Raw genomic sequence first — 17,449 nt, 5'->3', positions numbered from 1 at the left:
CCGGGTGCGGGTTAAACGCGGTGAAGGTCAGCCGCGGTCCTGTGCAACATCGTTCACGCGAAACGCGGGTACATGCCAAATGTGAAATGGCACGTCGCCCTGCGTGCCGATGCTCGTCATCCCGGTGAAAGCCGGGACCCCGCGACTTCCCTCCGTCGCATCCGAATCGACCCTTCCAGAGCCAATGGGTCCCGGCCTGCGCCGGGACGACGGCAGGACGTGCGGCGCTGGACTCAGGTGGACAGATGCTCGATGGCCGCCACCGCGCGGAAGCGGTCGGCCAGGCGCTTGAGCAGGGCCAGGCGGTTGGCGCGCACGGCCGGATCGTCGGCGTTGACCATCACGCTGTCGAAGAACGCGTCCACCTGCGGTCGCAGGCGGGCGAGGTGGTTCAGCACGGTGACGTAGTCGTGGTGGTGCAGGGCTTCGTCGGTCTCGCCGAGCACGGCTTCCACCGCTTCGGCCAGCGCGCTTTCGGCCGGGTCGGTGAGCAGCGCGCGGTCCACGGCATGCGGAATGGCGATGTCGACCTTCTTCAGGATGTTCCCGATGCGCTTGTTCGCCGCGGCCAGCGCCTCGGCCTCCTGCAGCGTGGCGAACGTGCCGATGGCATCCAGGCGCGTGTCGAAATCGTACAGGGAGCCCGGCTTCAGTTCGGCAACCGCGTTGAAGTGCGCGGCAGGCACGCCCTTGTCGGCATAGTAGCCGCGCAGGCGGTCGAGGATGAAGTCGTAGAGGTCATTGGTGATCGAGCCAGACTCCAGGAAGTGCAAGGTCTGACCTTTCTCGGAGAAAAACTTACCGAGGTGCGACGCGACCCATCCTTGTTCGGCACCTGGCGCATCGGCGACGGAGATTCCGGTGCCCTTGAAATGATCCTTTACCTTGCTGGCATCTTGCGGGCTGGTTTCGGCGATCGCGAGCGATGCTTGGCCCACGGCGGATGCGAGCAATGTCTTCACGTCCAGATTGAAGCCACTCTCAATCACCGTCCGCGCCAGTCCCAGCGCATTTCGACGCAGCGCGAACGGGTCCTTGTTGCCCGTCGGCTTCAGGCCCGCGGCGAAACCGCCCGCGAGCGTATCCAGTCGCTCGGCGATGGCGAGCACCTTGCCCAGCGGCGACAGCGCGATGTCGTCGCCGGCGAAACGGGGCTGGTAGGCCTCGTCGATGGCCAGGGCGATCTCCTTCGGCTCGCCCGCGGCGAGGGCGTAGTGGCGGCCGGCGATGCCTTGCAGTTCGGGGAACTCGTTGACCATGCGCGACTGCAGGTCGTTCTTCGCCAGCTCGGCGGCACGGCGTGCCTGGGCGGGATCGGCACCGACCTGCGTGGCGATGGTTTCCGCCAGCGCCGCCACGCGCGCGACCTTGTCGGCGACGCTGCCCAGCTTGGCCTGGTAGGTGACGGTCTTCAGACCGTCGCCCATCGACACCAGGCCCTGCTTCAGGTCCTCGTCGAAGAAGAACTTGGCGTCGGAGAAACGCGGACGGATCACGCGCTCGTAGCCCTTCCGGACTTCATCGACGTTCTGCGACTCGATGTTGGCGATGCCGATGAAATGCTCGGTCAGCTTGCCGCCATCGCTCAGCACCGGGAAGAACTTCTGGTTGATCTCCATCGTCTCGATCAGCGCTTCCTGCGGCACGGCCAGGAAGGCGGATTCGAAACTGCACAGCACCGCCGCCGGCCACTCGGTCAGGCAGACCACCTGCTCCAGGTTGTCGTCGGTGATGCGCGCGCTGCCACCGGCCTGTGCGGCCGCTTTCTCGACTTCGGCGACGATGCGCGCGCGGCGGGCGTCGGGATCGACCAGCACCTTCGCGCCCTGCAGGGCCATCACGTAATCGCCCGGGTCGTTGATCCACACCGGCTTGTCGTGTTCGAAGCGATGGCCGCGGCTCATGCGGTCGGACGTCACGCCCAGCACCTGGGCCGGCACCACGTCCTTGCCCAGCAGCAGCACCAGCCAGTGCACGGGGCGCGCGAACGCGTACTCGTGCGCGCCCCAGCGCATCGGCTTGGGAATGGGCATGCCGGCCAGCGCCTCGCGCACGATGTCGGCCAGCAGGTCGGCGGTCTTCGCGCCCGGCTTCACCGCACGGTGGACGAAGCGCTCGCCCTTGCCGTCGGTGGTGCGCTCCAGCGCCGTCCAGTCGATCCCCGCTTTCGCAGCGAAGCCTTCCAGTGCCTTGGTCGGCGCACCGTTCGCGTCCAGCGCGATGTTGAGATACGGGCCCAGTACTTCGGACTTCTGCTCGGGCTGTTCCACATCCACGGCCGGCAGCAGCACCGCCAGGCGGCGCGGCGTGTACAGCGGTTTGGCATCGCCACGCTCGAAGCCGATGCCCCGCTTCTCCAATGCGGTGATCACGCCATCGAAGAAGGCCTGCGCCAGGCCGGGCAACGCTTTGACCGGCAGCTCTTCGGTGCCGAGTTCGACCAGCAGGTATTTTTGTTCGCTCATGTCGTCAAGCCTTGTGGTGCGTTTCCCTTCGCCCCTCGGGAGAAGGTGCCCGAAGGGCGGATGAGGGGCGAGCGGAGTCATGACGGTCAAACCATCGGGACTCCATTGCCCCTCTCCCCAACCCCTCTCTCCCACAGGGACTTCCTGCGGTCGCCGAGGGGAGAGGGGCTCTATGCGTTGTCTTTCTTCAATCCCGGGAAGCCCAGCTTCTCGCGCTGCGCGTAATACGCCTCGGCCACCGCCTGCGCCAGCTTGCGCACGCGCAGGATGTAGCGCTGGCGTTCGGTCACGGAGATCGCGCGGCGCGCATCCAGCAGGTTGAAGCTGTGGCTGGCCTTGCAGACCTGCTCGTAGGCGGGCAGCGGCAGGCCGACGTCGACCAGCTTCAATGCTTCCTTCTCGCAGGCGTCGAAGCGGTGGAACAGTTCCTCCACGTCGGCATGCTCGAAGTTGTACCTGCTCTGTTCCACCTCGTTCTGGTGGTAGACGTCGCCGTACTTCACCACGCCCTGCGGGCCGACGGTCCAGACCAGGTCATAGACGTTGTCGACGTTCTGCAGGTACATGCAGAGGCGTTCCAGACCGTAGGTGATCTCGCCCAGCACCGGCTTGCACTCCAAGCCACCGGCCTGCTGGAAGTAGGTGAACTGGGTGACTTCCATGCCGTTCAACCAGACCTCCCAGCCCAGGCCCCAGGCGCCGAGCGTCGGCGACTCCCAGTTGTCCTCGACGAAGCGCAGGTCGTGCACGCGCGGGTCGATGCCCAGTGCCTTCAGCGACCCCAGGTACAGCTCCTGGATGTTGTCGGGGTTGGGCTTCATCACCACCTGGTACTGGTAGTACCGCTGCAGGCGGTTGGGGTTTTCGCCGTAGCGGCCGTCGGTGGGGCGTCGGCTGGGTTGCACGTAGGCGGCATTCCACGGCTCCGGACCCAGCGCGCGCAGGAAGGTGGCCGGATGGAACGTGCCGGCACCCACTTCCAGGTCCAGCGGCTGGATCAGGACGCAGCCCTGTTCGGCCCAGTACTGGTTCAGCGTCTGGATCAGACCCTGGAAGGTTACCGGTGAAATTGTGTGTCCGGCCATGGCGTTATCGTGCACTGCGGAAAAGCGGGCTAGTATACGGGCAAGCCCTTATTCCGCCGATGTTTGCCGCCGTGGATGCCCGCGTGAAAGCCCCGTTCCTCATCGTCGAAACCGGCCAGCCGGTGCGCTCGATGCGGCGCTATGGCGGCTTCCCCCACTGGATCCGCGTGGCCGCCGGCCTGGAGGCCGGCGAGACGGTGGTGGCGAACGTGGAGCGCGGCGATGCGCTGCCGGGACGCGAGGGGTTCGCCGGCGTCATCGTCAGCGGCTCGGCCGCGATGGTCACCGACCGTGCGGACTGGAGCGAGCGCAGCGCCGAATGGCTGCGCGAGGCGGCCCATGAAGGCCTGCCGCTGCTGGGCATCTGCTACGGCCACCAGTTGCTGGCGCATGCGCTGGGGGGCGAGGTGGCGTACAACCCGGCCGGGCGCGAATCGGGCACCGTCCACATCGACCTGCACCCGCACGCCCAGGACGACCCCCTGTTCTCGGCGCTGCCGCTGAAGTTCACCGCCCACGCCACCCACGTGCAGACGGTGGCCCGGCCGCCGGAGGGCGCCACGGTGCTGGCCCGCTCGGCGCAGGACGACTGCCATGCCTTCCGCTGGCGCGACCGCGCCTGGGGCGTGCAGTTCCACCCCGAATTCGCCACCCACCACATGCGCGGCTACGTGCATGCCCGCGCCGAGCACCTGCGTAGCGAGGGGCACTGCCCCGGCACCATCGCCCGCAACGTGACGGCGGCGCCGCAAGCCCGCAAACTATTGCGGCGGTTCGTCCGCCACGCGCGCGGACAGCACGCGCGCTGATCCACCGCTGCACCCCCCCCAGAGAATCCCGATGTCGACGATCAACAAGGTGCCGGCCCGTGCCGGCGCGGAATGGCTGCTGGCGGGCTTCGCCCTGCTGAAGCGTGCGCCGGTGCCGCTGGCCACGCTGTCCGTGCTGTGGGGATTGCTCTCCATGGGCGTGCTGCTGGGGGCGGTGACGCTGCCTGCCATGACGTTGGCCATGCAGTTCCTGTTGGTGCTGGCGGGGCCGTTGTTCTTCGCCGGCATGCTGTGGGCGGTCCGCGAGGTCGATGAGGGTCGCCCTGCGACGCCGTCCAACCTGCTGCAACCCGTGCGCGACGGCCATGCGCCTGCGCTGCTGGCCACGCTGTTGCCGCAGCTGCTGGCGGCCCTGGTGATGGGGGCGCTGCTGTTCGTCATGGTGGGCACCGAACAGCTGCAGCGCCTGGCGGATGTCTACCAGCAGATGCAGGCCGTCGCGGCGGCCGGCGGACAGCCGGACCCTTCGCTGGTGGAAGGTCTGCCGGCCGGACGCCTGCTGCTGTGGCTGCTGCTGGTGGCGGTGGTCTTCGTTGCGGTGAAGTGGATGACCTTCATCGCCTCGCCGCAGATCCTGTTCTCGAACACGCACGTGGTCCATGCCATGCGCAACAGCCTGCGCGCGTGCGCCCACAACTGGACCGCGATGCTGGTGTTCTACCTGCTGGCGGGCATCGCGATCTTCGCCGTCGGCATGGGATCGCTGCTGGTGGCGTCGCTGCTGGCGCTGGTGCTGGGGCCCGCCCTTGCGATGGGGCTGTGGCAGTTCGTGCTGATGGCGGTCGTCATGCCGGTACTCGCCGGCGCGGCTTACGCGGCGTGGCGGCAGATGCTGGGTGGAAGCCCGGCGGCGGGCGCATCGGCGGCGGCCACCCGCATCGAAGTCTGAGCCGTCTGTATCGCGCGACAGGGCGGGCCACGGTACGCCTGCGGAACCGGCAGGGAATCAAGCGATAGTTCCCGCTGCGGCAGTGCGCTCAGGCGCTGTCGGGGCGCGGGCGCGGCTTCAACCATCCTGCCGCCACGATGCCCAGCTCGTACAGCAGGCACATCGGGATGGCGAGCATCAGCTGCGAGACCACGTCCGGCGGGGTGATCAGCGCGGCCACCACGAACACGCCGACGATGGCGTAGCCGCGGCCTTCGCGCAGCTGCTGCGGGGTCACCCAGCCCAGCAGCACCATGATCACCAGTGCCACCGGCAGCTCGAAGCTGACACCGAAGGCCAGGAAGATCACCATCACGAAATCCAGGTACTTCGCCGGGTCCGGCGCCAGCGTCACGATGTCCGGCGTGAACACGGTCAGCGCGTGGAAGACGCTGGGCAGCACCAGGAAGTAGGCGAACGCGCAGCCGGCGTAGAACAGCACGATCGCCGAGACCAGCAGCGGCATGGCCAACCGCTTCTCGTGCCTGTACAGGCCGGGCGCGACGAAGCTCCAGGCCTGGAACAGCAGCCAGGGCGACGACAGGAAGAGGGCGAGGAAGAACGCCAGCTTGATCGGCGCGAAGAAGCCCGAGGTCGGGTCGCTGGCGATCATCTGGGTGGCCTGGCCGGCGGGCAGCTGGGAGATCAGCGGCCGGGCGAGGTGGTCGTACAGCTGGCGCACGAACGGCAACAGCGCCAGCAGGATCAGCCCGGTGCCCGCCAGTCCGCGGACCAGCCGCGTGCGCAGCTCCAGCAGGTGCTCCATCAGGCTGCTTTCGGCATCCTGCCCCGGCGCCTCGCGGTTCATCGCGGCTCCTTCGGCGGGAACAGGTCCGCGGTCGTGCCGACATCGGACGCCTGCGCGTCATCCGCTGCCGCATCGTCATGCGTGTCGGTCGTCGACGCCAGGTGGCCTTCCTCTTCGATCGCCGGCGCCGGATCGGGCGAGGCGACCGGCGGCCTGGCGAGCGCGGGCGGCGTGATCGCGGACTCGACGTCCTCGCGCAGGGCCTTGGCATCATCGCGCGCCGCCTGGCGCACTTCCTCGAACTGGCGTTCGGTCTCTCGCGCGCTGTCGCGGATGCGCTGCTCGGTGTCGCGCAGGGCGTCCTGGGCGTCCTTGAGGTTGCGCTTGAGTTCTTCGGAGGCGAGCTCGCGTTCCAGTTCGTCCTTGACCGAGTACCACTGCGCGCGCGCGCGGCGTACCCACAGCCCGGCGAACCGCGCCGCCTTCGGCAGGCGTTCGGGGCCGAGCACGATCAACGCGACGACCGCGATGACCAGCAGTTCACTGAAGCCGATATCGAACATGGTCGCGGCGGGAGCCCCGCCGGATCAGCGGGCGTCGCGGTCGCGCTCTTTGGAGGCGCTGGTTTCGTCGCTGCGGGACTGGTCGTCCAGCTGGCCGGCCGGCTTGTCGTCGCGCATGCCTTCCTTGAAGCCCTTCACGGCCTCGCCGAGGTCCTTGCCGGCGCTGCGCAGGCGCTTGGTGCCGAAGACCAGCAGCACGACCACCAGCACGATGATCCAATGCCAGATGCTCAAACCGCCCATGGTGTGCTCGCAGGAAAAGTTGGGGCGCTCAGGATAGCGCAGGCGGGGGGCGAGGATGACGCCCGCGCGCCATGACTTCCGTTATGGCGTGCCGTCCAGCGGCTCGGTGCGCCCTTCGCCGTCCTGCACCGGCTCGAAGCCCTGCGTCTGCGCGGGCGCCTCCACCTCCACCGGCGCCACCGCGGGTGCCGGTGCGTGCGTGGTGGCGGACGGTACGGCGCCGCCGGTACCGCGATTGCCGCGGGCCAGCTCGGTGACTTCCTCCAGCTGGTCGCGGAAGCCGACCACGGCATCGGAGGGCTGGCCGGCGCGGCTCTCGAAGATGGCGCGCGGGGGGGCGGCGCTGCCGTAGACCGCGGTGTTGGCCTCGTCATCGATCTGCAGCACGGCGCCATCCAGGGCCACGCCGGCGAACAGGCCGCGCGCGCGCGACCACGACCAGATCTCGGCCTTCAGCTGGCCGTCGGTGGCCGCGCTGGCGTTGCGGCCCACCGGCCCCGCGGCCACGCCGGCATCGGCGCCCAGGGTGACCTTGCCGTTGACGATGGAATCCAGCGACCGGTCGTTGCGGAACACCAGCACCACGTCCGAGGACTGCACGCCGGCCTGGAAGCCGATGCTGCCACCGGTGAGCTTGACGAAGACCGGCTGCGACCAGCTGCCGTCGGGGTTCTTCACCGACATCAGGCCGTGGCCGCGGCGACCGCCGATCACCAGCCCGGCCTTCAGGGTGTCGGGGATGACGATGATCGCCTTGCCTTCGTCCAGCAGCTTGTCGGGGATGCCGTTCTCGGGGATGCGCTGGATCTCGTTGAGCACGCGTACCGCGTTGGTGGCGCGCTCGTCCTCCTTCGGCCCCGCGATGGCCTGGCCGGCGAACAGGGCGGCGGTCAGCGCGAGCGCGGTGGGCGTCAGCAGGCGGCGGGAGGTGCGGTTCATGGCGGGCTCCGGAAGCGATATGGCAGCAACACGCTGCAAGCGATTGAAAGTAGGCGGGCACGGATGAATCGGTGCTGACGCCGGCCGCTGTCGCGACGAGGGAGGTCTTCAGGTCGTGGGGTCGGTCCGCTCTGCCACAATACGCTGATGACCGACACATCCTCCACCGCCCTGCTGATCGTCAACCTGGGAACGCCCGAAGCGCCGACGCCGCGCGCGGTCAGGCGTTATCTGGCCGACTTCCTGCCCGACCATCGCGTGGTGCAGCTGACGCGATGGCTGTGGTGCCCGCTGCTGCACTTCATCATCCTGCCGCTGCGCGGTCCGAAGGCCGCCGCCAAGTACGCCAGCATCTGGATGCCGGAAGGTTCGCCGCTGGCGGTATACACGCGGCGGCTGGCCGGGGCGGTGCAGGACCGCCTGCCGGGATGGCGTGTGCAGGAGGCCATGCGCTACGGCGAGCCTTCCATCGGCTCGCGCCTGCAGGCATGGCGGGCCGAAGGCGTGCAAAAGGTGGTGGTGCTGCCGCTCTATCCGCAGTACTCGACCACGACCACCGAGTCGGTGCGCGATGTGGTGACGCGCGAGGCCCGGGGCCTGGACGTGCGGTTCATCGAGGACTATCCGGTCGATCCCGGCTGGGTTGCGGCCGTGGTCGGCTCCATCCGGTCCTGGCGTGCGGAACACGGGGCGGGCGAGCACCTGTTGTTCTCCTACCACGGGCTGCCGCAGCGGCTGGCGCGCAACGGCGACCCCTACCCGCAGCGTTGCGAAGCCAGCACGCGGGCCATCGTGCAGGCGTTGGGCCCGCGCGATGGCGAGGGGACGCTGACCTACCAGTCGCGCTTCGGCAAGGAGCGCTGGCTGGACCCCGCCACGGATGCCACGCTGCAGGCCATGGCCGCGCGCGGCGTGCGGCGGGTCGATGTGGTCTGCCCCGGCTTCGCGGTCGATTGCCTGGAGACGCTGGAAGAGATCGCGATGCAGAACGCCGAGCTGTTCCACGCGGCCGGCGGTGAGGCGCTGCGCTACATCTCATGCCTCAACGACGCGCCCGCGCATGCCGACGCGCTGGCTGCGCTGGCGCGCCGGGGCGCAGACCAAGCGGCATGACGTTGCGCGAATTCGAGGTCGATATCCCGCTCGGGCGCATCACCGGCCTGCGCGCGGGCCACGACGGTCCGCGCGTGCTGGCGCTGCACGGCTGGTTGGACAATGCGGCCAGCTTCGTACCGTTGGCCGACCATCTTGCGGGTATCCAGCTGGTCGCCCCAGACCTGCCGGGCCATGGCCGCAGCGCGCATCTCGCGCCGGGCGCCGAATACACCAGCGGCGTGGCGGTGAACGCGGTGCTCGACATCGCCGACGCGCTGGGCTGGGAGACGTTCTGCCTGCTGGGCCATTCGATGGGGGCCGGCATCGCCAGCCTGATGGCGGCCGCCGTGCCGCACCGCGTGCAGCGGCTGGTCGTGATCGAGGCGCTGGGCGGGCTGGCCGAAACGGTCGAACGCACGGCGGACCGCTGGCGCGAAGCCATCGCCGCGGCGCGCGCGCTGCCGGGCAAGCGGTTGCGGGTATTCGCCGATCTGGCCGCGCCGGTGCGGGCGCGCATGCAGGCCAACCAGTTGAGCGAAGCGGCCGCACGGCTGCTGGTCGAACGGGGCGTGCGGCCGGTGGAGGGCGGCTTCGTGTGGAGCAGCGACCCGCGCCTGACCTTGCCCACGCCGCAGCGCCTGGACGAGGCGCAGCTGGCGGCCCTGGTGGCCGGCATCGGCTGCCCGACGACCGTGGTCTACGCCGATCCGCCGCAGCCGTATTTTCCGGAGCCGCTGCGCAGCCGGCGGGCCAGTCTGCTGCCCGATGGCCAGTTGCACGTCATCGCCGGCACCCACCACCTCCACATGGAGGACCCGGCCCGCGTCGCGATGTTGATAGGCCCGTTCCTGCGGGCCTGATCAGTCCTGCCGGGCGTGGTGGAAATCCAGCGCCAGGCGGATGTCGCCCTTGCGTATGGGGGCGGTACTGCGCCACCAGGCCGTGGTGGCGGCGTCGAGCTCGCTGTCCTGCTGCGCCAGGCGCCGGAGCAGGGCGATGTCCTCAGCGCTGGCGAGCTGTTCGTCGGGCAGATGGTAGTGCTCCAGCGGCATCCGCGCGGCCCCGGGCGTGCGGGTGACCCGTGCCAGTAGGGCCACCGTCGCCACGGCCAGCAGGGCGTACCCGGTGGCGAGGATGGCGATGGAGCCCTGCGTGCTGCCGGACCACGCCAGGGCGCCCGCGGCGGGCAGCGCCAATGCCAGCCAGCGTGCGGGCCGGTCGAACCGCTGGATCTGGCTGGCCGCCCGCCGGCGCTCGCGCGCCCGCTCACTCGCTTCCTCCACGGACAGGCTCTTGCGGCTCATCAGCGCGCGACGCGCGGCGACCATGGCCGCCGTTTCCTCGTGGGGCGATGCATACAGGGAGAACGCCTTCAGCGAGCGGACCACCGGCTGGGGCGAGCCGGTGAACGAAGATGCGGGCGGAGCGCTGGCGCGCAGCGATAGGGACATGGCAGCGTCGTATCGGGAGGAGGGAGGCCCCAGGCCGCGCCTGCGGTCCCTGCTGGCGCGCCCTGAGGCTTGCCATGAGAAATCGTGATGTGCGTCTCATTCCGGACAGGGCCGGACGATGCGGGGAGAGGCCCCGTCAGTCCTCGGCCAGCAGGCCGCGCAGACGGGCCTTCAGCCGGCGCCCCTCGGCGTGGAACCAGGCGCGCTCATCGCGCCAGGCCGGGAAGCGGGCCTCGACTTCATGCCAGAACGCCGGCGAGTGGTTGGCCTGCAGCAGATGGCACAGCTCGTGGACCAGCACGTACTCGAACGCCGAAGCGCGGCCCAGGACCAGCGCGAGGTCCAGGGTGAGCGTGCCATCCGGCGCCAGCGAACCCCATTGGGACGACATCACCTTCAGCCGGATCTGGCGTGGCGCGCGTGGCAGCCCCGCGAGATAGCCGGGTAGCCAGCGGCCGATGTCGGTACGTGCCTCGGCTTCGTAGAACGCGCGCAGCGTCCGCCGCAGCGATGCAGCGCTCGCGCGTGCGGGCAGGTCGACATGGACGCCGTCGTCCTGCCGCGTGATGCGGGCGAAGCGGCCTTCGTGCCAGTGCAGCGGCAGGTTCTCGCCACGCAGCGGCAGGTGCGTGGCGACGCCCGGAACGAGCGCCACGATGTCATCGTCCGGCGCATGGCGCGCCAGTTGCTCGGCCAGCCAGTCGCGGTGCTGCTGCAAGAAACGATCCCCGGAGACCAGGCTGGCGCGCCAAGGTAGCGTGAGTCGCGCACCGCGCTCGTCGACGCTCAGTTTCAGCCGCTTGGCGCGCGGGTCGCGGACGCGCTGCACCTCCAGCCGCCGGCCATCGTCCAGTTCCAGCGCCACGGGGTCGCGTTCGACGCTGCGGGGCGTACGGGCGATCAGGCGGTGGAACACGGACGGCATGCGCGCATCATAGCGGCGGCGCCCCGGGGCGCGGCTCAATCGGCCTTGCTGAGCTTCAGCGCGTGCTCCAGCACCAGGAACAGCCGCTTCAGTTCGCCGGCCATCAGGGCGAAGCGCGCGTCGAGTTCGGCGCGCAGGTCGTCGTGCTCGGTGTTCTCCAACTGGTCGACCGCGCCGTCGAGGAACTTCAGCTTGCGCACGATCAGATCCTCGCCGAGGACGAACGACACGTGGTCGTCCAGCACCAGCGCGAGCTTGGTGACCTGCTTGCCGGCTTCCAGGTGCTTGGCGATCTCGTCGCTCTGCAGTTCCTGGTTCTGGCATTTGACTACCGCACCGCCTTCCATCGCGTCCTTCAGCTCGCATTCCTCGCCCAGCGACAGGCCTTCGGGCAGCGGCTCGCCGGCGATCCAGCCGGTCAGCACGCTGCGCGGCGCGACTTCGGCATTGAGCGGCAGCGCCGGGAAGCTGCCCAGCGCGCGGCGCACTTCCGAGACCACGTTCTCGCCGGTCTTGCGCGAGGACGCATCGACGGCGATGAAGCCGTGCTCCAGGTCGATCAGTGCATCGGTGCGCGAAGGCTTGACGAACGCGCGCGGCAGCAGCTCGTGCAGCAGGTCGTCCTTCAGGCGCTTGCGGGTCTTGCCGCCGGGCTTGCGGCCTTCCTTCTGCTCGATCTCCTGCAGCTTCTTCTGCAGCAGGTCGTTGACCACGGCGCCGGGCAGGATCTTGTCCTCGCCACCCACGCTCAGCCAGATCGCGCCGTTGATGCGATGGGACAGCGCCTCTTCGCCACGGCCGAACGGCGAGATGAAGCCGCGTGAAGACAGCTCCAGCGGGCCGACGGGCTTGAGTGCGGCCTCGGGGAGGAGTTCATCGAGCTGGGAAAAATCGAGGGAGGTGGGGAAGCGGAACAGCGTGAGATTGCGAAAGAACATCGACTATCCAGAAAGAAGAAAGACCGCTCCGCCCATGCAGGCGAAGGCGAGGGGAGGAGTGAAGGTTAAGGCTGGGTCTCGCTGTCGGCGTGCGGCTCGCTCGCCAGCCAGGCGTGTGCATCCGGCAGCGTGGCGCCGTCGCGATGGCCCAGCGCGAGGAAGTCGAACAGCTTGGGATCGCTCAACTGCGACGGGCGGATGTCGCCCAGCGCGCGCGCGATGGTCTCGATGCGGCCGGGGGACTCGCGCTCCCAGGCGTCCATCATCTTCTTGACCTGCTTGCGCTGCAGGTTCTCCTGGCTGCCGCACAGGTTGCAGGGAATGATCGGGAACGCCTTCGCTTCCGCGTACTGCGCGATGTCGTCCTCGCGCACATAGGCCAGCGGGCGGATCACCACGTGCTTGCCGTTGTCGGACAGCAGCTTGGGCGGCATGCCGGAGAGCTTGGCGTGGAAGAACATGTTCAGGAAGAACGTGGCCACCAGGTCATCGCGGTGGTGGCCCAGCGCGATCTTGGTGAAGCCGTTCTCCTCGGCGTAGCTGTACAGCGCACCGCGGCGCAGGCGCGAGCACAGCGAGCACATGGTCTTGCCTTCCGGAATGACGCGGCTTACGACCGAATAGGTGTCCTGCTCGATGATGTGGAACGGCACGCCCACACGCGCCAGGTATTCCGGCAGCACGTGTTCGGGGAAATCCGGCTGCTTCTGGTCCAGGTTCACCGCCACCAGATCGAAGCGCACCGGCGCCTTTTTCTGCAGCTGCAGCAGGATGTCCAGCATCGTGTAGCTGTCCTTGCCGCCGGACAGGCACACCATCACCTTGTCGCCTTCCTCGATCATGCCGAAGTCGGCGATCGCCTGGCCCACTTGCCGGCGCAGGCGCTTGGCCAGCTTGCCCTGCTCGTGCGCGCTGCGGCGCGGATCGGCGGCAGGACGGCGCAGGACGGGGTCGGGCAGGGGTAGGACGGTGCTCATGGCCGTCATTGTACCGGGGTGCGGTGACGGCCTTGCCGCGGGCGGTGTACGCTCGCCAGGTGGACGCCGACCCTGCCGACATCGCCGAGAAGATCGCCGCGCTGCGGCTGGAGCACCGCGATCTGGATGCGACCATCGCGCGCCTGGCCGGCGACACCGAGGCCGACGAACTGGCGGTGAAGCGCCTGAAGAAGCGCAAGCTGTGGCTGAAGGACTGCATCGCCCGGCTGGAAAGCGCGCTGATCCCGGACGAGCCCGCCTGACCGGTTCCCCGGGATCACGGTGCCGCGCCACGGTCGGCCGAATCTGACGCGGGGCGTCACCCGCCGTCGGCGCAGCCACGGCCACATTCCGCCGACGAGGGAGCCAACTCCCTGAAACCTGTGGCGCGCGAAGCTCCTGCTTGTACCCTGGCCCTGGTTTCGCCGAGTTGGCCCGATGCTTGCTTCAGTCCCGGGTGTGGGGGTTTCCCCGACGACCCGACCGCATGCCGTCCTGCCGGCGCCGCGGTCCCCAACGACGAGCCATGCGCGCTGTGCGCCGTGGCGAGGGAGCGGCATGCAGCAGGACACATCCTTCAATCCCCGCATGGAACCGCGCCTGCGCGATGCGCTGGCGGCTGCGGGCTCGGCAGACCAAGCGACGGCGGGCATGGGGTTGCGCATGCGGCGCATCGCGCCCGGCGACCCGCTGGGCGACGTGCCGCGCCTGCGCCGTGAGGTGTACTTCCACGAACAGGGCCAGTTCGGCGACCGCAGCAAGCGTGTCACCGACGGCCTGGATGTCTGCGGCACCACGCTGGCGGTGGAGAAGGGCGCGCAGGCGGTCGCGACGCTGCGCCTGCACGACTTTTCGCCGCTGGCGGTGCAGGTGGAGTACGGCAGCCTGTTCCAGATCGACGCCTTCGCGCGGACCTGGCCGTTGGCCCAGGTGGCGGTGGGTACGCGGTTCGCGGTGCAGGCCGACCAGCGCAGCGAACCGGTCGTGGACCGGCTGATGGAAGAAGCCTATCGCTGGGCGCAGGAGTCGCGCATCCAGTTCTGCCTGCTGGCCTGCGAGCCGTTCCTGCACGGCGTGTTCGAGCACTACGGCTTCCGCGAATACCTGCCGCCGGCGATCCTGCCCGGCGGCGTGGACCTGCTGCGCATGGTGCTGGTGCTGGACGACGAGCCGCACCTGTCCGAGTGCGGTTCGCCGCTGCTGCACCTGGTCCGCGACCCGGCGCGCGCGATGCCCGCCAAGGCGTGGCTGACGCGCAGCTTCAACGTGGCCGGCTGAGGCTCAGTCCTGCGCGGGCGGCAGTTCCGCCGGGCGCGCGGCTTCCGGACTGACTTTCTCGATGGTGTGGCGCAGTTCGCGCCCCAGGATGGCCTTGGCGTCGCGCGCCCAGGCGTCCAGGCGCTCGTCGAACAGCAGCTTGCTGTTCTCGTCGGGCCAGACCAGCTTCAGTTCGCGCAGCTTCTGGATGAAGCCACGGAACAGCGTCTTGTCGAAGAACTCCGGCGCGGCCGGCGCATACAGCAGGCTGAGGCGCTGCGCGGCCTGCTGGCACAGGCTCTCCAGTTCGGCCGCGCCCAGCGTGCCCGGGCCGTTCTTCACCAGCACCGAGATGGCGATGTAGTAGCGCTCGAAGGCCTGCTGCAGCGAATGGCCGATCGCACGCAGGCGGAACACTTCGTCGGTCTGCCCCGCGCTGCGCGCCAGGATGCCGCCGTCGTCCTCGTTGACCTGCTGCAGCAGGCCTTCGCGGACGAACACCTCGATGGTGCGTTCCATGCGCTCGGCGAATTCGTCCTCGCTCCACGGCAGGAACAGCTCGGCCTGCAGGAACGGATACAGCGTGCGGCCCAGCCGCAGCACGCCGGCACGGCTCATGCGGCGGTTGTTCTGGAAGCAGCAGGCGATCCACGACGACGCCGTGAACAGGTGCAACACGTTGTTGCGGTAGTAGCTCAGCAGGACCGCGGTGTCGTCGTCCACGCTCAGCACATCGCCCAGCGGATGCTTGATCCGCTGCAGCATGTTGATCTCCTCGGCGTGGGAGATGATGCGGTCGGGCGAGTGCGGGGTGACGGTCACGCGGTCGGAGTACGGCAGTTCCGCCAGCAGCGTCTTCGACAGCTCGATCTGCGCGACCAGGTCGGCTTCGCCCATCGCGTGCTTCGGCGTGGACAGCAGCGCCAGCGCCAGCAGGTTGATCGGGTTCACGTCGGCGGCGCGGTTGATGTTGACCTGGATCTGCTGGGCCAGCGCATCGACGATATCGGAGAGCCATGCGGGCTTCTCCTCTTCGCCGACCGGCGCGCCATCCCATTCCGGCGCGTGTTTGGCCAGCGCGTCGTTCAACGGGATCGGCTCGCCGAAGTTCACCACCACCTGGCCGTAGTTCTGCCGCAGCACCTTGGGGATGCCCCACAGCACGGCCCAGATGGATTCCTTCTCCTTCGGGCGGCCGCTGAGTTCGTCCAGGTAGCTGGTGCCTTCCAGCAGCTTCTCGTAGCCGATGTAGACCGGCTGGAACAGCACCGGCTTGCGCGGCTGGCGCAGGAAGGCGCGCACGGTCATCGAGATCATGCCGCCCTTGGGCGGCAGCAGCCGGCCGGTACGCGAGCGTCCGCCCTCGATGAAGTACTCCAGCGAGTAGCCGCCGGATACCAGCTGCGCCACGTATTCGGTGAACACCGCCGAATACAGCGGGTTGCCGCGGAAGCTGCGACGCATGAAGAACGCGCCGCCCTTGCGCAGCAGCGTGCCGACCACCGGCAGGTTGAGGTTGATGCCGGCGGCGATGTGCGGGGGCACGATGCCGCGCTCGTACAGCAGGTACGACAGCAGCAGGTAGTCCATGTGGCTGCGGTGGCAGGGCACGTAGACCACTTCGTGGCCGGGCGCGGCGTCCTTGAACTTGTCCAGGTGGTGGACCAGTACGCCGTCGTAGATCTGGTTCCACACATGGCTCAGCAGGAAGCTGGCCGACCGCACCACGGGGTTGGAGTAGTCGGCGGCGATCTCCCAGGCGTAGGCGTGGGCCTTCTTCCAGGCGTCCTCGGGCTTGGACTTGTCGCGCCGGGCCTGTTCGGCGATGGCTTCCTTCACCGGCTCGGCGGCCAGCACCTGGTCCACCAGCAGGCGGCGCGTGGACAGGTCGGGGCCGATGACGGCCTCGCGGATGCGGTGGAAATGCGTGCGCAGCACGCGCGAGAGCTTGCGGACGGTGCGTTCGGGTTCCAGGCCCTCATCGACCGTATCGCGCAGCGAGACCGGCGGCGCGAAGCGCACGATGGTGCCGCGGCCGTTGAGCAGGATGGCGAGCAGGCGGCGGAAACGGCCGACGATGGCCCAGTTTTCCGAGAACAGCACCGAGAACCAGCCGCTCTGCTTGTCCGGCGCGCGACCGACGAAGATCGAGACCGGTACCAGCTGCACGTCCAGCGCCGGATTGCCGCGGTGCGCCTGCAGCAGCCGGGCCAGGGAACCGGAATGGGTCTTGGCGCTGACCTGGTCGGGAATCAGCGTGCTGGCGTTGCGGCGCGACAGCGCCACGTAGGCCCGCTTGCGGCCGAGCGGATTGCCGCCCACCGGCAGGGGCACCAGCGGCGAGGGCAGGCCGGCGTCGCGGCAGGCGCGGTCGAGGATCAGTGCATTGGACAGGCCGTAGTCTTCCAGCACGTAGCAGACCGGACGGCCGTCCAGCAGGCCGACCGGCGCCTCGGGTTCGATGTTCAGCGCCAGCCACGGATCGGCCACGCGGCCGAGCAGGCGCGCCCACAGCGGCCGCTTGGCCTGGCGGGTGGGCAACGGCGGGGCCATCGGGACGCCGGCGGTCGGCGCGGCATTGTCGTGGTCGGTCGCCGGGGGCGCCGCCGCGTCGGGCGCGGGCGCATCCGTCGTCGCGGGCTTCTGTGCCGGCGTCGGGGGTTTCGGGGCGTCCGGGAACGGCAGGGAATTCTGTTCAGGCATCGGCCGCATTATGGCGCACGCCCATGCCGGGCTGGAAAGCGGCCGACGCCTGTGGCGCGCGTTGCGATCGCCTTCGGGGCGGGCGGCGCCGGCGAAAGCGGCTGAAATGCCGGGTGTCAGCGCCCCCGGTAGGGTTCGCAGCCCACGCCGTCGCCGTCGCGGTCCAGATGGGGGCCGTAGCCCGGATCTCCCCGTCGTACCGGCGCCGCGCCCCGGGCGCGGGCTTCGGTGCAGTTGCGGAAGGCCCGCGTGGGCACCGTCTCACGCAGGTGCGCCGGCGTGGCGGGGGTGCCTCCAGGCAG

At 69.2% G+C, this 17,449-nt stretch carries 18 protein-coding genes; 6 read left to right on the top strand and 12 right to left on the bottom strand.

All coding sequences use genetic code 11. The annotated features are described in order from the left end of the window. Positions 1-233: 233 nt before the first annotated feature. Positions 234-2,465 carry a glycine--tRNA ligase subunit beta gene (gene glyS, locus CSC76_RS07450; protein ID WP_162109400.1) on the bottom strand — a complete coding sequence of 744 codons (2,232 nt, stop codon included), beginning with the start codon at positions 2,463-2,465 and terminating at the stop codon, positions 234-236. A 170-nt stretch (positions 2,466-2,635) separates the two neighbouring features. Then, on the bottom strand, positions 2,636-3,550 hold the full coding sequence (gene glyQ / locus CSC76_RS07445) for a glycine--tRNA ligase subunit alpha (protein ID WP_162109399.1): 915 nt from the start codon (positions 3,548-3,550) through the stop codon (positions 2,636-2,638). An 83-nt stretch (positions 3,551-3,633) separates the two neighbouring features. Here glyQ and CSC76_RS07440 point away from each other — a divergent pair, with 83 nt between their 5' ends. Together CSC76_RS07440 and CSC76_RS07435 are read left to right on the top strand one after the other, a co-directional pair. Beyond that, complete coding sequence (locus CSC76_RS07440) at positions 3,634-4,359, top strand: glutamine amidotransferase (RefSeq protein ID WP_274382087.1); 726 nt, start codon at positions 3,634-3,636, stop codon at positions 4,357-4,359. 31 nt (positions 4,360-4,390) lie between these two features. Continuing rightward, positions 4,391-5,269: a BPSS1780 family membrane protein gene (locus CSC76_RS07435; protein WP_162109397.1), complete on the top strand. Its 879-nt coding sequence runs from the start codon at positions 4,391-4,393 to the stop codon at positions 5,267-5,269. An 88-nt stretch (positions 5,270-5,357) separates the two neighbouring features. Here the strand turns inward: CSC76_RS07435 and tatC are convergent, their stop codons facing one another. From tatC to CSC76_RS07415, 4 genes are all read right to left on the bottom strand, one after another. Further along, positions 5,358-6,116 (bottom strand): twin-arginine translocase subunit TatC, encoded by a 759-nt coding sequence (gene tatC / locus CSC76_RS07430; RefSeq protein ID WP_162109396.1) that lies wholly within the window; start codon positions 6,114-6,116, stop codon positions 5,358-5,360. Beyond that, positions 6,113-6,619, bottom strand: coding sequence for a Sec-independent protein translocase protein TatB (gene tatB / locus CSC76_RS07425; protein WP_162109395.1), 507 nt, complete (start codon positions 6,617-6,619; stop codon positions 6,113-6,115). The genes tatC and tatB overlap by 4 nt, the downstream gene beginning before the upstream one ends. A 24-nt stretch (positions 6,620-6,643) precedes the next feature. After that, positions 6,644-6,862: a Sec-independent protein translocase subunit TatA gene (tatA, locus tag CSC76_RS07420; RefSeq protein ID WP_162109394.1), complete on the bottom strand. Its 219-nt coding sequence runs from the start codon at positions 6,860-6,862 to the stop codon at positions 6,644-6,646. 81 nt (positions 6,863-6,943) lie between these two features. After that, on the bottom strand, positions 6,944-7,801 hold the full coding sequence (locus CSC76_RS07415) for a lipid-binding SYLF domain-containing protein (protein ID WP_162109393.1): 858 nt from the start codon (positions 7,799-7,801) through the stop codon (positions 6,944-6,946). Positions 7,802-7,948: 147 nt separating this feature from the next. Between CSC76_RS07415 and hemH the strand changes: the two genes are divergently transcribed. Both hemH and CSC76_RS07405 read left to right on the top strand, forming a co-directional pair. Beyond that, entirely contained in the window at positions 7,949-8,914 is a 966-nt protein-coding gene (gene hemH, locus CSC76_RS07410) for a ferrochelatase (protein ID WP_162109392.1), read from the top strand. Further along, entirely contained in the window at positions 8,911-9,756 is an 846-nt protein-coding gene (locus CSC76_RS07405; protein WP_162109391.1) for an alpha/beta fold hydrolase, read from the top strand. The genes hemH and CSC76_RS07405 overlap by 4 nt, the downstream gene beginning before the upstream one ends. Here CSC76_RS07405 and CSC76_RS07400 read toward each other — a convergent pair whose 3' ends face one another. The 4 genes from CSC76_RS07400 to ttcA form a co-directional block, all read right to left on the bottom strand. Next, entirely contained in the window at positions 9,757-10,347 is a 591-nt protein-coding gene (locus CSC76_RS07400; protein WP_162109390.1) for a hypothetical protein, read from the bottom strand. 136 nt (positions 10,348-10,483) lie between these two features. Next, positions 10,484-11,272, bottom strand: a complete 789-nt coding sequence (locus CSC76_RS07395; protein ID WP_162109389.1) for a M48 family metallopeptidase — start codon at positions 11,270-11,272, stop codon at positions 10,484-10,486. A 35-nt stretch (positions 11,273-11,307) separates the two neighbouring features. Next, the gene (locus CSC76_RS07390) at positions 11,308-12,210 is read right to left on the bottom strand and encodes a recombination-associated protein RdgC (protein ID WP_162109388.1); all 903 of its coding nucleotides are present in this window, start codon (positions 12,208-12,210) and stop codon (positions 11,308-11,310) included. A 65-nt stretch (positions 12,211-12,275) separates the two neighbouring features. After that, positions 12,276-13,196, bottom strand: coding sequence for a tRNA 2-thiocytidine(32) synthetase TtcA (gene ttcA / locus CSC76_RS07385; protein WP_162109387.1), 921 nt, complete (start codon positions 13,194-13,196; stop codon positions 12,276-12,278). Positions 13,197-13,246: 50 nt separating this feature from the next. On the opposite strand from ttcA, the gene CSC76_RS07380 reads away from it, so the two are divergent. Continuing rightward, complete coding sequence (locus CSC76_RS07380; protein ID WP_374502454.1) at positions 13,247-13,450, top strand: YdcH family protein; 204 nt, start codon at positions 13,247-13,249, stop codon at positions 13,448-13,450. Between the two features lie 295 nt (positions 13,451-13,745). Next, positions 13,746-14,465: an N-acyl amino acid synthase FeeM domain-containing protein gene (locus tag CSC76_RS07375; RefSeq protein WP_162109386.1), complete on the top strand. Its 720-nt coding sequence runs from the start codon at positions 13,746-13,748 to the stop codon at positions 14,463-14,465. Positions 14,466-14,468: 3 nt separating this feature from the next. Here CSC76_RS07375 and plsB read toward each other — a convergent pair whose 3' ends face one another. Both plsB and CSC76_RS07365 read right to left on the bottom strand, forming a co-directional pair. Beyond that, a complete protein-coding gene (gene plsB / locus CSC76_RS07370) occupies positions 14,469-17,156 on the bottom strand; it encodes a glycerol-3-phosphate 1-O-acyltransferase PlsB (RefSeq protein WP_162109385.1) in 2,688 nt (895 codons plus the stop codon). 107 nt (positions 17,157-17,263) lie between these two features. After that, positions 17,264-17,449, bottom strand: a 186-nt coding sequence (locus CSC76_RS07365) for an excalibur calcium-binding domain-containing protein (protein WP_162109384.1), incomplete at its 5' end; no start/stop codon positions are given.

It is taken from the genome of Pseudoxanthomonas mexicana (assembly GCF_010093385.1).
GTDB lineage: Bacteria > Pseudomonadota > Gammaproteobacteria > Xanthomonadales > Xanthomonadaceae > Pseudoxanthomonas_A > Pseudoxanthomonas_A mexicana.
Note: the sequence above shows the minus strand (reverse complement) of the source record. Positions and strands in the feature narration are given on the sequence as shown.

Bases quoted from the DNA above. Each gene is read 5' to 3' on its own strand.
- tatA (WP_162109394.1), bottom strand. From the start codon at position 6,862: ATGGGCGGTTTGAGCATCTGGCATTGGATCATCGTGCTGGTGGTCGTG.
- ttcA (WP_162109387.1), bottom strand. From the start codon at position 13,196: ATGACGGCCATGAGCACCGTCCTACCCCTGCCCGACCCCGTCCTGCGC.
- CSC76_RS07395 (WP_162109389.1), bottom strand. From the start codon at position 11,272: ATGCCGTCCGTGTTCCACCGCCTGATCGCCCGTACGCCCCGCAGCGTC.
- tatB (WP_162109395.1), bottom strand. From the start codon at position 6,619: ATGTTCGATATCGGCTTCAGTGAACTGCTGGTCATCGCGGTCGTCGCG.
- glyQ (WP_162109399.1), bottom strand. From the start codon at position 3,550: ATGGCCGGACACACAATTTCACCGGTAACCTTCCAGGGTCTGATCCAG.
- CSC76_RS07390 (WP_162109388.1), bottom strand. From the start codon at position 12,210: ATGTTCTTTCGCAATCTCACGCTGTTCCGCTTCCCCACCTCCCTCGAT.
- CSC76_RS07405 (WP_162109391.1), top strand. From the start codon at position 8,911: ATGACGTTGCGCGAATTCGAGGTCGATATCCCGCTCGGGCGCATCACC.
- glyS (WP_162109400.1), bottom strand. From the start codon at position 2,465: ATGAGCGAACAAAAATACCTGCTGGTCGAACTCGGCACCGAAGAGCTG.
- CSC76_RS07400 (WP_162109390.1), bottom strand. From the start codon at position 10,347: ATGTCCCTATCGCTGCGCGCCAGCGCTCCGCCCGCATCTTCGTTCACC.
- plsB (WP_162109385.1), bottom strand. From the start codon at position 17,156: ATGCGGCCGATGCCTGAACAGAATTCCCTGCCGTTCCCGGACGCCCCG.
- hemH (WP_162109392.1), top strand. From the start codon at position 7,949: ATGACCGACACATCCTCCACCGCCCTGCTGATCGTCAACCTGGGAACG.
- tatC (WP_162109396.1), bottom strand. From the start codon at position 6,116: ATGAACCGCGAGGCGCCGGGGCAGGATGCCGAAAGCAGCCTGATGGAG.
- CSC76_RS07415 (WP_162109393.1), bottom strand. From the start codon at position 7,801: ATGAACCGCACCTCCCGCCGCCTGCTGACGCCCACCGCGCTCGCGCTG.
- CSC76_RS07435 (WP_162109397.1), top strand. From the start codon at position 4,391: ATGTCGACGATCAACAAGGTGCCGGCCCGTGCCGGCGCGGAATGGCTG.
- CSC76_RS07375 (WP_162109386.1), top strand. From the start codon at position 13,746: ATGCAGCAGGACACATCCTTCAATCCCCGCATGGAACCGCGCCTGCGC.